Raw genomic sequence first — 14,067 nt, 5'->3', positions numbered from 1 at the left:
AGGCGCACGGTGCCATCTTTCCCCCACTCCCTCCGGGAGAGGGCCGGGGTGAGAGAAGAGGCGCACGGTGCCATCTTTCCCCACTCCCTCCGGGAGAGGGCCGGGGTGAGGGAAGAGGCGCACGGTGCCATCTTTCCCCTCTCCCTCCGGGAGAGGGCCGGGATGAGGGGAAGGATGAACGCATCTGTTCCCCTACAATCTCAGCGCTATTTCAGTTAAACTGCCGCGTTACACTATCGACATTCCGCGAAAAGAATCTAAAACCATGTTTGAAATAAATCCGGTTAAAAATCGTATTCAGGATCTCACGGAGCGCAGCGACGTTCTTAGGGGGTATCTTTGACTACGATGTCAAAAAAGAGCGCCTCGAAGAGGTAAATGCAGAACTGGAGCAGCCTGACGTCTGGAATGAACCAGAACGCGCGCAGGCGCTCGGAAAAGAGCGTGCGTCGCTGGAAGCGATCGTCAGTACGCTTGACCAGATGGCACAAGGCCTGGAAGACGTTCAGGGACTGCTTGAGCTGGCAGTAGAAGCCGACGACGAAGAGACCTTCAACGAAGCCGTGGTTGAGCTGGATGGCCTGGAAAGCAAACTGGGCGAACTGGAATTCCGCCGCATGTTCTCCGGCGAATATGACAGCGCCGACTGCTACATCGATATTCAGGCAGGTTCCGGCGGCACCGAAGCGCAGGACTGGGCCAGCATGCTGGTGCGTATGTACCTGCGCTGGGCTGAAGCCAAAGGCTTTAAAACCGAAATTATCGAAGAATCTGAAGGCGAAGTGGCTGGCACCAAATCGGCGACTATCCGCATCTCTGGCGACTACGCTTTTGGCTGGTTGCGTACTGAAACCGGCGTCCATCGCCTGGTGCGCAAGAGCCCCTTCGACTCCGGTGGCCGTCGCCATACCTCCTTCAGTTCCGCCTTTGTCTATCCGGAAGTGGATGAGGATATCGATATTGAGATCAACCCGGCCGACCTGCGTATCGACGTTTATCGTGCCTCGGGGGCGGGTGGTCAGCACGTTAACCGAACCGAATCAGCGGTACGTATTACCCATATTCCTACCGGTACGGTAACGCAGTGTCAGAACGACCGTTCACAGCATAAGAACAAAGATCAGGCGATGAAGCAGATGAAGGCGAAGCTGTACGAGCTGGAGATGCAGAAGAAAAACGCTGAGAAACAGGCACTGGAAGATAACAAATCAGATATCGGCTGGGGCAGCCAGATTCGTTCCTACGTACTGGATGATTCGCGCATCAAAGATTTGCGTACCGGTGTAGAAACCCGTAACACGCAGGCAGTGCTGGATGGCGATCTCGACCGATTCATTGAAGCAAGCTTAAAAGCAGGGTTATAAGGAACCGACATGTCTGAACAACAACCGCAGAGCGCTGACGCCGCCCTTGAGTTAAACAATGAACTGAAAACGCGTCGTGAAAAACTCAGCGCGCTGCGTGCCAGCGGCGTGGCGTTTCCTAACGATTTCCGTCGTGACACCACTTCTGACAAGTTGCATGCCAGCTATGATGACAAAAGCAACGAAGAACTGACCGATCTCGGCATCGAAGTGAGCGTGGCGGGCCGTATGATGACGCGCCGCATTATGGGCAAAGCCTCTTTTGTTACGCTGCAGGATATGGGTGGCCGTATCCAGCTGTATGTGGCGCGCGACGATCTGGCGGAAGGGGTTTACAACGAGCAGTTCAAAAAGTGGGATCTCGGGGATATCCTCGGCGCACGCGGTAAGCTGTTCAAAACCAAAACCGGTGAGCTGTCGATCCACTGCAGCGAACTGCGCCTGCTGACCAAAGCGCTGCGCCCGCTGCCGGATAAGTTCCACGGTCTGTCCGATCAGGAGACGCGCTATCGTCAGCGCTACCTGGATCTGATCGCCAATGATGAATCACGTCATACCTTCCAGGTGCGCTCCCGCATCATGGCGGCGATTCGCCAGTTCATGGTAGGCCGCGACTTCATGGAAGTCGAAACCCCGATGATGCAGGTGATCCCGGGCGGCGCCTCCGCACGTCCTTTTATCACCCATCACAATGCGCTCGATATCGATATGTATCTGCGCATCGCGCCTGAGCTTTATCTGAAGCGCCTGGTGGTAGGGGGCTTCGATCGCGTCTTTGAAATCAACCGTAACTTCCGTAACGAAGGTATTTCGCCGCGCCATAACCCTGAGTTCACCATGATGGAACTCTATATGGCCTATGCGGATTACAACGATCTGATCGAGCTGACCGAAAGCCTGTTCCGTACCCTGGCGCAGGATGTGCTGGGCAACACGCAGGTGGTGTATGGCGAGCAAACGTTCGATTTCGGTAAGCCGTTTGAGAAGCTCACCATGCGCGAAGCGATCAAAAAATACCGTCCGGAAACCGATCTGGCCGATCTCGACGATTTCGACAAAGCGGTCGCCATTGCCCGCAGCCTCGGCATCAAAGTCGAGAAGAGCTGGGGGCTGGGCCGCGTGGTAACGGAGATTTTCGAAGAGACTGCAGAAGCGCATCTGATTCAGCCGACCTTTATCACCGAATATCCGGCAGAAGTCTCGCCGCTGGCGCGCCGTAACGACCAGAACCCGGAGATCACCGATCGCTTTGAATTCTTTATCGGTGGCCGTGAAATCGGTAACGGCTTCTCGGAGCTGAACGATGCGGAAGATCAGGCGGAGCGTTTCCAGCAGCAGGTTAATGCGAAAGATGCTGGTGACGACGAAGCGATGTTCTACGATGAAGATTATGTGACCGCGCTGGAGCATGGCTTACCGCCAACCGCTGGCCTCGGTATCGGTATCGATCGTCTGGTCATGCTGTTCACCAACAGCCATACCATTCGCGACGTGATTCTCTTCCCGGCACTGCGTCCGAGCGGAAAATAATTGCCTGATACACCTCTGTTAAGGCCGACAGCAGTCGGCCTTTTTTATTACCAACTTAAAACCACGTCCTGCGGGCGTGGTCATCAATACGTTTTGGCTCTGCCTGTCGTCTCTGGATTTGAATCTTACGGAACAGGCAGAGACTTCTTTTTAAGGTTTTTGGTACACCCCTATGAGGTGCAATCAAAGCCGCCTGCTAAGAAGGCGGATTTTTACTGGCTGCGATCAGGATTTCAGAGCGTTTTCCAGCCAGCTCTGGAAGCGGGCATAGGGCACATAGAGCGCCACATTCTTATACAACGTTTTACCGCTCTGATTGTCATTGATGCGCTTGCTGTAGCCAACAATAACGCCTGCCAGGGTGTCGTCGGAGGCGTTGTAAACCGCGCCGCCCGACATGCCTTGCACCACACCGGCATTGGTGGCGACTACCACGCAACTCGCTTTGTTCCAGTCATTCGCCAGCGAGGTGTTGACCAGGTTATGGCCGCTGGAAGCGACCGGCAGCGCAGAAAGGAAACTGTAGCCATAGAAATTCACCCGCTCGCCGATATAGCTGTTGCGAAACGCGGCAGGCAGTTCAGCTGGCTGGTTTTTATGATAAACCAGCGCGATATCGCATTCGGGATGGTAAGCCTTCACCCGGTAAAGGGAATACTTCGCCACATGGGCAGCGGTCAGGCTGTATTGTTCAGTGAGCGGAATGGTGGTGCCCAGCGTGCCCAGACCCAGCACGGTGGGAATGCCGGTCACTGTCATATCGACCCGCTTATGCGCCTCGCGGCTCACTTCATAATGACCAACAGAACAGCCGCTTAGCCAGCACGCCAGCAGAATAATGAGTGATCGCATGCCTTCTCCCGTGAAAGATGATCACGAATCGGCCGTGAATTGCGGGCCATTCATGGAGGTATCGTCAGTAAGAAGCTTACTTTACCGCGAAATTTGCGTGCAAATGGGGGCAAAACAGCAGCAAAAACACCCTATTTCCGGGCGGTTCCGCCACCGGGTGTCAGATACAGCCCTGGCGCGGCAGAAGAAAACTACCGCAGATTATTGCGCTGGCCGCAAGGGTCACTTGCGGGTAACAGGCTGTATGCCGCTTCATGGCTATGATTTAATACCCACCGTGACGCAGATCAAATTTTAATAAGCGTCCCTTGCACCGCTTTGTTGTCGCAAAGCGGTCCGCCTGCGTTTTTTCATCTGTTTGGGAGAGTGTGTTATGCCTGTTGCATTACTGGCACTGGCGCTGAGTGCGTTCGCTATCGGCACCACGGAATTTGTCATTATGGGGTTACTGCCGGAAGTGGCAGGGGATCTGCAGGTGACCATTCCTTCTGCGGGCTGGCTGATCAGCGGCTATGCGCTGGGCGTGGCCATCGGTGCGCCGGTCATGGCGCTGCTGACAGCGAAGCTGCCGCGGAAAAAAACCTTAATACTGCTGATGAGCATTTTTATCATCGGCAATATCCTTTGTGCGCTGGCGTACAGTTATAACCTGCTGATGCTGGCGCGCGTAGTGACGGCGCTCTGTCACGGTGCCTTTTTTGGCATTGGCGCGGTGGTGGCTGCCAGCCTGGTAGCACCGGGTCGTCAGGCCTCTGCGGTGGCGCTGATGTTCACCGGTCTGACGCTGGCGAACGTACTGGGCGTACCGCTCGGCACCTGGTTTGGTCAGCTGTTTGGCTGGCGCGCCACCTTCTGGGGCGTAGCCATTATCGGCGTGCTGGCGTTTGTCGCGCTGATTGTCAACCTGCCAACAAATAAAGAAGAGAAGCCGGTGCATCTGGCGAGCGAAGTGAGCGCGCTGGCAAACGGCAAGCTGTGGCTGTCGTTGCTGATGACCGTCTGCTTTGCCGCAGCGATGTTTGCGCTGTTCAGCTATATCGCTCCGCTGCTGCTGCAGGTGACCGGCATCAGCAACCGTGGCGTCAGCTGGACGCTGTTCCTGATTGGCGCAGGTCTGACGGTGGGGAATATTCTCGGCGGCAAACTGGCGGACTGGAAAGTCTCTTTCAGCCTGATGCTGAGCTTTGCCCTGATCGCGCTGTTTTCGCTGCTGTTCAGCTGGACCAGCCACGGCTTCTGGCTGGCCGAAGTCACGCTGTTCCTCTGGGCGATGGCGACGTTCGCCACCGTACCCGGCCTGCAAATCAACGTGGTACGTCACGGCAAAGAGGCACCGAACCTGGTGTCAACGCTCAATATCTCCGCTTTTAACGTGGGTAATGCGCTGGGGGCCTGGGTGGGCGGCGCGGTGATTGAGCGCAGTTATGGTCTGACCTCGGTGCCGGTGGCGGCAGCCGTGCTGGCAGCGCTCGGCCTGATTGTTTGCGCCATTACTTTCCGCAACACCGGCGGCCAGGCACAGACGGCGCGCGCTTAAGCCAGCGTTTCCGTAATGCGTGGATAAAACTGCGTTGCCTGCTGTTGCAGATGGGCAACAAAGGCATCCACCAGCGCGGAAGCGGGGCGATGCCGTGGTCGCACCAGACTAACGGTAAAAGGTATCGCCACGCTAAAGCGGCGCATCACCACCCCGCTGTCGGCGTAATCGAGCGCCGTCAGCGGGTTGACCACTGAAATGCCCGCCCCGGCCTTGACCATGGCGCACACCGAAGCTGCGCTGTGCGTCTCCACCACCAGCCGTCTTTCCACATTTTGCTCCTGAAACAGCGTGTCCAGCAGCTGGCGATAGCTGTCGCTGCGCGACAGGCTGACATAGTTCTGCCCGTGAAAATCGTGCGGGGTCAGCACCTCGCGCTGCGCGAGGGGATGCGCAGCGGGCAGCACGCACACTTCATCGCAGGTGAGGAGTTCCAGCCGGTCGGTCCCGGCGGGGGCGTGGCGGGTTTCCGTCAGGCCCAGATCGTAGCGCTGCGCCGACAGCCACTCCTCCAGTAATGGCGACTCTTGCGGGATAATATTCATACTGACATCGGGATAGCGCTGCAGAAAGGGCTGGCAGAGCGGCGGCAGTAGTGACTGTGAGAAGACGGGCAGGCAGGCGACAGAGAGTTCCCCCTGGCGGAACTGACGCAGTCCCGCGGCGGTATCCATAATACGGTCAAGGCCATACCAGGAGCGTTGTACTTCCTCAAACAGACGGAGCCCCTGCACGGTAGGCTGTAAACGGCCACGTACCCGTTCAAACAGCATCATGCCCAACTGTTTTTCAAAACGCGCCAGCTCGCGGCTTACGGTGGGTTGTGACGTATGCAGCAGAGCCGCCGCCTGCGTCAGGTTGCCGCTGGTCATTACCGCATGAAAAATTTCGATTTGTCGCCAGTTTATTTTTGCCATGATCGCTCCTGCCCATATCATATTTGCATAGCTGGCGTTAAAACAGATATTTTTCAGCATGGCAGGGCTGTGGCTAAATAGTCCCATCGCAACTGGAGAAATTGTTATGCCACGTCCGTTAAACCAACCCGCTACTGCGCTCAGCGCCCGGAACCTGCTGCCGCTGGCCCACCATTATCAGGGGCCGTTCTGGGCTTATGATGCCGCCATTATTCAGCAGCGTATTGCTCAGTTAAACGCGTTTGATGTGGTACGTTTTGCGCAAAAAGCCTGCTCAAATATCCATATTCTGCGTCTGATGCGCGCCGCTGGCGTCAACGTCGATTCTGTGTCGACCGGTGAGATCGAACGTGCGCTGGCGGCAGGGTATCAGGCGGGCGGGGATGAGATCGTCTTTACTGCGGATGTTTTCGATCAGGCCGGGCTGGCGCGTATTGTAGAGCTGCAGGTGCCGGTCAATGCCGGTTCGGTGGATATGCTGCATCAGCTGGGTGCTGTTTCACCGGGTCATGGGGTGTGGCTGCGCGTCAATCCGGGCTTTGGTCATGGTCACAGCCAGAAAACCAATACTGGCGGAGAAAACAGCAAGCACGGTATCTGGCACGCCGATCTGCCGCTGGCGCTGGCGGCGATTCAGCAGTACGGCCTGAAACTGGTGGGCATCCATATGCATATTGGCTCTGGCGTCGATTATGGTCATCTGGAACAGGTGTGTGACGCCATGGTCAATCAGGTGGTGCAGTTTGGTCAGGATCTCAGCGCGATTTCTGCGGGAGGTGGTCTGTCGATTCCTTACCGGTATGGCGAAGAGGCGATTGATACCGGGCACTATTTTGGCCTGTGGAACGCGGCGCGTAATCGTATTGCAGCCCATTTGGGACATGAGGTGAAGCTGGAGATCGAACCTGGGCGTTTCCTGGTAGCCGAAGCCGGAGTTCTGGTGTCGCAGGTGCGTGCCGTGAAAAACATGGGCAGTCGTCATTTTGTGCTGGTGGATGCTGGCTTCAGCGACCTGATGCGTCCTGCCATGTATGGCAGTTATCACCATATTTCCCTGCTGGCGGGCGATGGCCGCACCCTGGATGAGTCTCAGACCCGGGAAACCGTGGTGGCGGGGCCGCTGTGTGAGTCAGGAGATGTGTTCACTCAACTGGAAGGCGGCAAAGTAGAAACCCGCGCCTTACCGGCTGCGCAGGTGGGTGATTATCTGGTGTTCCATGACGCCGGCGCTTATGGCGCTTCGATGTCATCAAATTACAACAGCCGCCCGCTGATACCTGAAGTGCTGTTTGAAAATGGCCAGCCGCGCGAGATCCGTCGTGCTCAGACGATTCAGGAGTTGCTGGCGCTGGAGATGGGCTGAGCGCCCTGACAGGGACAGGAAAGATGACCATTAAGATTGTGCCGCTGACCGAGGCACCGCAGCATGCAGAGCAGCTGACCGGCTGGCTGTGGCGCGCCTTTGGCAGTGAAGACAGCCGCGATTTTTTTGCCAGTATTATCCAGAGCAGCTTGCTCGGCGCTGAGTTTCCGGTGACCTTTGTGGCGACGGAACAAGGCAGAGCCCTGGGCACCGTGGGCTTCTGGCGTTGCGATCTCATCAGCCGTCAGGATCTTTTCCCCTGGCTGGCGGCGCTTTACGTTGATGAAGCGGCGCGCGGCAGGGGCCTGAGCGAAGTGTTGCAGCAGCACGTTATCCGCTGGGCGCACGAGCGCGGCTACCCTGAGCTCTGGCTCTGGTCAACGTTCGGCGGCTATTATGAACGCTTCGGCTGGCGTTATCAGGGCGAGGCGCTGGAATACCCGGATAAGCAGGTACGGTTGTATCAGAAGAGACTTGCACTGACAGCTGAGCCCGCCTGACGATGAGCCGCGCTGCACTTTTCCCCTCACCCTGACCCTCTCCCGGAGGGAGAGGGGATTGTTCCGTGCGGCCTTCCCCTCACCCTGACCCTCTCCCGGAGGGAGAGGGGAATAGTCCGTGCGGCCTTCTCCTCACCCTGACCCTCTCCCGAAGGGAGAGGGGGTTGTTCCGTGCGGCCTTTTTTCTCCATGCTTTCAGACCGGCACTCTTTTCCCCTCTCCCGGAGGGAGAGGGGATTGTTCCGTGCGGCCTTTTTTTCTCCATGCTTTCAGACCGGCACTCTTTTCCCCCTCTCCCTCCGGGAGAGGGCTGGGGTGAGGGAAAAAACGCACTGACTCAACGCATTAACAACCTTTCAGACCACACCACATACAAAGAAAGAAGCAGGGACCTGCAGACGGCTCCCCGGTTCCGGCTTCCGGGGCGCTGAGGATTGTTCCGTGCGGCCTTCCCCCTCACCCTGACCCTCTCCCGGAGGGAGAGGGGAATAGTCCGTGCGGTCTTCCCTCTCATCCTGACCCTCTCCCGCAGGGAGAGACAGCTGACACCTCAGCCGGGGCCACTTACGGAATGGCGTCTCACCAGCGTGGGGCTGAACATATTGGTCACTTCAGGCAAGGGATGATTGCTGGCCAGCGCCAGCGCCAGCTCTGCCGCCTGCTGCGCCATGGTCACAATGGGATAACGTACCGTTGTCAGGCGGGGGCGTACGTAACGCGAAACCAGAACATCATCAAAACCAATCAGCGACATTTCTTCCGGAACGCGTACGCCGTTGTCGCTTAAGACCGCCAGCGCACCGGCCGCCATGGAATCGTTATAACAGGCGGCGGCAGTAAAGCTTTTACCGCGGCCCAGCAACTCGGTCATGGCCTGTTCACCGCCTACCTCATCCGGCTCGCCCCAGGCAACCAGACGCTCATTGCACGGCAGGCCATGTTCTTTCAGCGCATCGTAATATCCCTGCAAGCGCTCCTCAGCATCGGAAATGGTATGGGTGGAACAGACAAAAGCGATCTGACGATGGCCGAGCTGGATCAAATGCCGTGTCGCCAGCCAGGCGCCATAACGATCGTCAAGCGCAATACAGCGCTGTTCAAACCCCTTCAGCTGGCGGTTCAGCAACACCATCCCCGGCACTTGCTTCATCAGCAGCTCCAGTTCCGCATCAGGGATCTTTTTGGCGTGCACTACCAGCGCCGCGCAGCGATGACGCATCAACTGCTCAATCGCTTGCCGCTCTTTTTGCTCATTATGGTAACCGTTACCAATCAGTAAAAAGTTGCCGGTCTGGCCCGCCACTTCATCAACCGCTTTCACCATGGCACCAAAAAAAGGATCGGAAACGTCGCCGACCACCAGACCCAGCGTCTCGGTGGATTGCTGCGCCAGGGCACGTGCATTGGCATTGGGATGATACTGGAGCTGCTCCATCGCGCTGGTTACCGCCTGGCGTGAGCTCTCGCTGGCCTTGGGTGAATGATTAATTACGCGTGACACCGTGGCGACGGAGACGCCCGCCAGTCTGGCAACATCCTTTATAGTAGCCATTCGCTTACCTGCTTCCGGGGAAAACGTTTACACATGTGTTCAGTGTTACGGAAAACAGGGGGCACATCAAGCCAACAGAATGCCAGCGGTGTCGCAAAAGAGAGGGAAAATCGGAGCTGAGTCGCAGAGATGCGTACAGCCTTCTGCTCATGTTATGCTGCGGTTTCTATTATTCTCCCCTGCCGGACCCAATAAAATGATCAAGAAAGTGCCACACCTGGCGCACTGGGGTGCCTTTACGGCCGTTACGGAAAACGATCGCCTGACTGGCTGCGAACCCTTTTTTGCCGATGCCGATCCTTCCCCGATGCTCAACACCATTCCTGAGCTGGTTTACTCTGACAAACGTATTCGTCAGCCGATGGTACGCCGTTCATGGCTAAAGTCGCGTGAAAACAGCGACCGTACCCTGCGCGGACGGGAAGATTTTGTCGCCGTTGACTGGGAAACCGCCCTTGATCTGGTCGCCGAAGAGAACCGGCGCGTACGCGATCGCTACGGTGCGGCAGGCATTTTTAACGGCTCTTACGGCTGGTCGTCGGCCGGACGCGTTAACCATGCGCGTACCCTGGTGCGTCGATTCTATAATCTGGGCGGCGGCGGCGTCGATCAGCAGGGCAACTACAGCTGGGGCGCTGCGCAATTCTTTCTGCCGTATGTGATCGGCACTTATATGCCGCTCACCGGACGCGTTACCGACTGGCCGGACGTGGTGGAACATGCGGAGATCTTTATCGCATTCGGTGGGCTGGCGCTGAAAAATGCCCAGGTCGCCTCTGGCGGTGCCGGACAGCACAGCCTGAAGCCCGCGCTGGAGCAGCTGGCCGCCAAAGGCACGCCGGTGATCAATATCAGCCCGATGCGCGACGACTGTCCCGCCTTCGTTAACGCCGAGTGGATCCCGATTCGCCCCAATACCGATGTGGCGTTAATGCTGGCGCTCGGTTATGAAATCGCCCAACGCGGTGCGGTTGACGAGGCGTTTCTCTCGAGCCACTGCACCGGCTGGCCGCAGCTGCGCAGCTATCTGTTCGGCGAGCAGGATGGCGTGGCGAAAACGCCCGCCTGGGCCAGCGCAATTACCGGCATTCCTGCGGCACGCATTGCACTGCTGGCGCAGCAGTTGCTCGGCAAGCGCAGCTTTATCACCTGTTCCTACTCGGTACAGCGTGCCCATCGCGGCGAGCAACCTTACTGGATGATGATTGCGCTCTCGTCGATGCTGGGGCAACCGGGGCTGCCAGGAGGCGGCTTCTCGTTTGGTCACGGCTCGATGAACAGCGTCGGCAATCCGCGTATTGAGGGGCCAGCGCCCATGATGTCTGCCGGTACTAACCCTTCCGGGCTGTCGATTCCGGTGGCGCGTATCAGCGATATGCTGCTTAATCCGGGTCAGCCCTACAGCTTCCAGGGGGAAACGCTGCACTATCCCGATATTCAGTTGGTGCACTGGGCGGGCGGCAACCCGTTCCATCACCATCAGCAGCTCAACCGGCTGGTTGAGGGATGGCAGAAGCCGCAAACCGTGGTGGTGCAGGATATTGTCTGGACGCCAGCGGCGCAGATGGCTGATATCGTACTGCCGGCTACCACCACGCTGGAGCGCAACGACATCGGCGGCTCCTCGCGCGATCGCTTTGTGCTGGCCATGCATCAGGCGATTAAACCGCAGTACCAGGCGCGTAACGATTTCGACATTTTTGCCGACCTGGCGGAGCGTCTCGGCTACCGCGACGCCTTTACCGGGCAGCGTAACGAGCGTGAATGGATTATCCATCTCTATCAGCAGTGCGCGCTGGCGCATGCGCGTAAAGGCATCCACTGGCCGGAGTTTGACGAGTTCTGGCAACGGGGTTACGTTGAGGTGCCGGAAGGGGGCGAACCTTATATCTTTATGGATGCCTTCCGTGCCGACCCGCTGGCCAATCCGATTAAGACCGCCAGCGGTAAGATTGAGCTTTTCTGCCAGACCATTGCGGATTATCAGCTGGAGGATATGGCGGGTCATCCCGAGTGGCGTGAGCCGCAGGAGTGGCTGGGTTCGCCATTAAGCCAGGCTTATCCGCTTCATATGATCTCCATTCAGCCTGCCGATCGTTTGCACAGTCAGCTGGATGCGACCGCCAGCGTTCAGCACAACAAAACCGCAGGTCACGAAACGCTGTATATGCACCCGCAGGATGCAGCGGCGCGTGACATTGAGGATGGCGATGAGATTCTGGTCAGTAACGCGCGCGGCGCAATGCTGGCTGGTGTGCGCCTGACCGACGGATTAACCCCGGGCGTGGTGACTATTGCCACCGGGGCCTGGTTTGATCCGGGCTTTGGCGCCGACTGGCAGCCGGTTGACCGGGCAGGTAATCCGAACGTACTGACGCTGGATATTGGCACCTCTTCTCTGACCCAGGGACCGAACGCCATGAGCTGCCTGGTAGAGATTAAAAAGCACAGCCGTAGCAAAAATGCATAGAAATCACATGGCTGGTTACATTTTGCTGGTAACTGTTGCTTTTGTTTGATGGCAGCCCAACCTGCTGGCTTGCTACAGTCAGGATCCCAGAGGTATTGATGGGTGAACATCAAAAATTTCTTGATTACACCAACCTGCGCAGATGCGCAGGTTTTTTTTGCCCTGATTTTGTTGCGGCCAGTCAATCATCTCTTTTCATCTTTATTGCAGCGGAACGCCATGTCACGGATAAAAAAACTGCAGAGAAAAGCCCCGGGTACAAGCGCCTTTAATCCCTTTCGCTTTCGTCTGATGTGCCTCGGCGTGCTTGGTTGTCTCGGCGTGTTGCTGGCGCGTGTGGGCGATCTGCAACTGATCAATCATCCGATGCTGGAGCACGAAGCGGATCAGCGCTCGCTGCGTACCGTCCCGCTGCCCACTAACCGCGGCTCGCTGCTGGATCGTAATGGCGACGCCCTGGCTATCAGCGTGCCGTCGCGCGATATCGTTGCCGATCCGCAACGCGTGCTGGAAGCGCAGCCCGATTTTACCAGCGACCGCTGGGCGTACCTGGCGGCGGCGCTGAATATGCGTCCGGAACAGATAGCCGCGCAAATCAGCGCCAACCCGAAAAAGCGCTTCCTCTATCTGGGACGTAAAATCGAACTGGGCATTGCGAAAGATATCGTCCGGCTGCATCTGAAGGGGATCAGCGCCATTTATGATGACAGCCGTTTCTATCCGATGAGCGAGGCGGCGGCACCGCTTATCGGCATTGTTGGCGCAGATAATAGCGGCCTTAACGGGCTGGAAAAAGGTTTCGATAAGCTGCTGCAGGGCCAGCCGGGTAAAGAGGTCTATCGTCAGGATCGCCAGGGCAATATCATCGCGATGATCGATTATCAGCCGCCCCGTCAGCCACCAACGGTGCAGCTCAGTATCGATAAGTTTGCGCAGTACACGCTATACAGCAAGCTGCGCGACGGGGTTTTACGCAATAAAGCGGACTCGGGCGCGGCGGTGCTGGTAAAAATCGATACCGGCGAAATCCTTGCCATGGCCTCTTATCCCTCCTTTAACCCGAATAATTATGAGGGTGCCACGCCGGTACAGATGCGCAACGTGGCGATCAATGACAGCTTTGAGCCAGGCTCTACGGTGAAACCGCTGGTGATTGTCGAGGGACTGGAACGTCATCTGGTGCGCCCGGATTCGGTGATCGATACCACGCCATACAGCGTCAATGGTCACCTGATACGCGATGTGGGCCACTGGCCGCGTCTGACAATGACCGGCATTTTGCAGAAGTCGAGCGATATCGGCGTGTCCCATATTGCGCTGGCGATGCCTGCGGAAGCGCTGGTCAATATCTATCATGCGTTTGGTCTTGGTAAGGCAACCGGGCTGGGGCTCACTGGCGAAAGCGTCGGCTATTTCCCGCTGCATCGCGAACGCTGGGCAGATATCGAACGCGCTACTTTCTCGTTTGGCTACGGACTGCGGGTCACCCCACTGCAGATTGCCCGTGAATATGCCACCCTCGGCGCCTTTGGGGTCTATCGTCCGCTCTCCATTACGAAGGTGACGCCGCCAGTGCTGGGTAAACAGGTGGCAAATGCGGAAACGGTAAAAACCGTGGTGCATATGCTGGAGAGCGACGTGCTGCCAGGAGGTACCGGCATTAAAGCAGCGGTGCCGGGTTATCGTCTGGCGACCAAAACCGGCACCGCAGAAAAAATGGGGGCCAGCGGCAAATATGATGGCGGTTACGTGAACTACACCGCCGGGGTCGCGCCGGTCAGCCATCCGGAAGTGGCGCTGGTGGTGATGATTAACCATCCTACGGCGGGCGATCACTTTGGCGGATCGGTAGCGGCACCCGTTTTTGGCAGCATTATGGGACCGGTGCTGAAACATATGAATATCGCTCCCGATGCCATCGATCGCAGTCCGGCAGAGAGGTCCCTTTAATCGCGCCTCGCGGCCTTGCCGGGCAAGCGCTC

At 57.4% G+C, this 14,067-nt stretch carries 11 protein-coding genes; 8 read left to right on the top strand and 3 right to left on the bottom strand.

Annotated elements, in window-relative coordinates:
• Positions 1-265: 265 nt before the first annotated feature.
• Both prfB and lysS read left to right on the top strand, forming a co-directional pair.
• Positions 266-1,364 (top strand): peptide chain release factor 2 gene (prfB, locus tag E0E17_RS03430; protein WP_130831540.1). Its coding sequence is split into 2 segments (ribosomal slippage): positions 266-340 and positions 342-1,364, totalling 1,098 coding nucleotides; the frame shifts between segments, so codons are not numbered across the junction.
• Positions 1,365-1,373: 9 nt separating this feature from the next.
• A complete protein-coding gene (gene lysS / locus E0E17_RS03425; protein WP_130831538.1) occupies positions 1,374-2,894 on the top strand; it encodes a lysine--tRNA ligase in 1,521 nt (506 codons plus the stop codon).
• A gap of 225 nt (positions 2,895-3,119) precedes the next feature.
• Here lysS and E0E17_RS03420 read toward each other — a convergent pair whose 3' ends face one another.
• Positions 3,120-3,746 (bottom strand): S1 family serine peptidase, encoded by a 627-nt coding sequence (locus E0E17_RS03420; RefSeq protein WP_130831536.1) that lies wholly within the window; start codon positions 3,744-3,746, stop codon positions 3,120-3,122.
• Between E0E17_RS03420 and E0E17_RS03415 the strand changes: the two genes are divergently transcribed.
• Together E0E17_RS03415 and E0E17_RS03410 are read left to right on the top strand one after the other, a co-directional pair.
• Entirely contained in the window at positions 3,733-4,044 is a 312-nt protein-coding gene (locus E0E17_RS03415; RefSeq protein ID WP_130831534.1) for a hypothetical protein, read from the top strand. The genes E0E17_RS03420 and E0E17_RS03415 overlap by 14 nt on opposite strands.
• Before the next feature lie 75 nt (positions 4,045-4,119).
• On the top strand, positions 4,120-5,283 hold the full coding sequence (locus E0E17_RS03410; RefSeq protein WP_130831532.1) for an MFS transporter: 1,164 nt from the start codon (positions 4,120-4,122) through the stop codon (positions 5,281-5,283).
• On the opposite strand, the gene E0E17_RS03405 is transcribed toward E0E17_RS03410, so the two are convergent.
• Entirely contained in the window at positions 5,280-6,200 is a 921-nt protein-coding gene (locus tag E0E17_RS03405) for a LysR family transcriptional regulator (RefSeq protein ID WP_130831530.1), read from the bottom strand. The two genes, E0E17_RS03410 and E0E17_RS03405, sit on opposite strands and share 4 nt — an antisense overlap.
• 106 nt (positions 6,201-6,306) lie before the next feature.
• On the opposite strand from E0E17_RS03405, the gene lysA reads away from it, so the two are divergent.
• Positions 6,307-7,563 carry a diaminopimelate decarboxylase gene (lysA, locus tag E0E17_RS03400; RefSeq protein WP_130831528.1) on the top strand — a complete coding sequence of 419 codons (1,257 nt, stop codon included), beginning with the start codon at positions 6,307-6,309 and terminating at the stop codon, positions 7,561-7,563.
• A gap of 23 nt (positions 7,564-7,586) precedes the next feature.
• On the top strand, positions 7,587-8,063 hold the full coding sequence (locus E0E17_RS03395; RefSeq protein ID WP_130831526.1) for a GNAT family N-acetyltransferase: 477 nt from the start codon (positions 7,587-7,589) through the stop codon (positions 8,061-8,063).
• Between the two features lie 550 nt (positions 8,064-8,613).
• Here E0E17_RS03395 and galR read toward each other — a convergent pair.
• Positions 8,614-9,615, bottom strand: coding sequence for an HTH-type transcriptional regulator GalR (gene galR, locus E0E17_RS03390; RefSeq protein WP_130831524.1), 1,002 nt, complete (start codon positions 9,613-9,615; stop codon positions 8,614-8,616).
• Positions 9,616-9,811: 196 nt separating this feature from the next.
• Here galR and E0E17_RS03385 point away from each other — a divergent pair, with 196 nt between their 5' ends.
• Both E0E17_RS03385 and E0E17_RS03380 read left to right on the top strand, forming a co-directional pair.
• Positions 9,812-12,085, top strand: coding sequence for a molybdopterin guanine dinucleotide-containing S/N-oxide reductase (locus E0E17_RS03385; RefSeq protein ID WP_130831522.1), 2,274 nt, complete (start codon positions 9,812-9,814; stop codon positions 12,083-12,085).
• Between the two features lie 219 nt (positions 12,086-12,304).
• Positions 12,305-14,035 carry a penicillin-binding transpeptidase domain-containing protein gene (locus tag E0E17_RS03380; RefSeq protein WP_130831519.1) on the top strand — a complete coding sequence of 577 codons (1,731 nt, stop codon included), beginning with the start codon at positions 12,305-12,307 and terminating at the stop codon, positions 14,033-14,035.
• Positions 14,036-14,067: the final 32 nt, after the last annotated feature.

The sequence above is a fragment of the [Erwinia] mediterraneensis genome (assembly GCF_900604315.1).
GTDB classification, from domain to species: domain Bacteria; phylum Pseudomonadota; class Gammaproteobacteria; order Enterobacterales; family Enterobacteriaceae; genus Pantoea; species Pantoea mediterraneensis_A.
This window is presented reverse-complemented; position numbering and strand designations above follow the sequence as displayed.

What these genes read in the sequence shown, in the direction of transcription:
- lysS (WP_130831538.1), top strand. Translation starts at nt 1,374, where the DNA reads ATGTCTGAACAACAACCGCAGAGCGCTGACGCCGCCCTTGAGTTAAAC.
- E0E17_RS03385 (WP_130831522.1), top strand. Translation starts at nt 9,812, where the DNA reads ATGATCAAGAAAGTGCCACACCTGGCGCACTGGGGTGCCTTTACGGCC.
- E0E17_RS03420 (WP_130831536.1), bottom strand. Translation starts at nt 3,746, where the DNA reads ATGCGATCACTCATTATTCTGCTGGCGTGCTGGCTAAGCGGCTGTTCT.
- E0E17_RS03405 (WP_130831530.1), bottom strand. Translation starts at nt 6,200, where the DNA reads ATGGCAAAAATAAACTGGCGACAAATCGAAATTTTTCATGCGGTAATG.
- galR (WP_130831524.1), bottom strand. Translation starts at nt 9,615, where the DNA reads ATGGCTACTATAAAGGATGTTGCCAGACTGGCGGGCGTCTCCGTCGCC.
- E0E17_RS03415 (WP_130831534.1), top strand. Translation starts at nt 3,733, where the DNA reads ATGAGTGATCGCATGCCTTCTCCCGTGAAAGATGATCACGAATCGGCC.
- E0E17_RS03395 (WP_130831526.1), top strand. Translation starts at nt 7,587, where the DNA reads ATGACCATTAAGATTGTGCCGCTGACCGAGGCACCGCAGCATGCAGAG.
- lysA (WP_130831528.1), top strand. Translation starts at nt 6,307, where the DNA reads ATGCCACGTCCGTTAAACCAACCCGCTACTGCGCTCAGCGCCCGGAAC.
- E0E17_RS03410 (WP_130831532.1), top strand. Translation starts at nt 4,120, where the DNA reads ATGCCTGTTGCATTACTGGCACTGGCGCTGAGTGCGTTCGCTATCGGC.
- E0E17_RS03380 (WP_130831519.1), top strand. Translation starts at nt 12,305, where the DNA reads ATGTCACGGATAAAAAAACTGCAGAGAAAAGCCCCGGGTACAAGCGCC.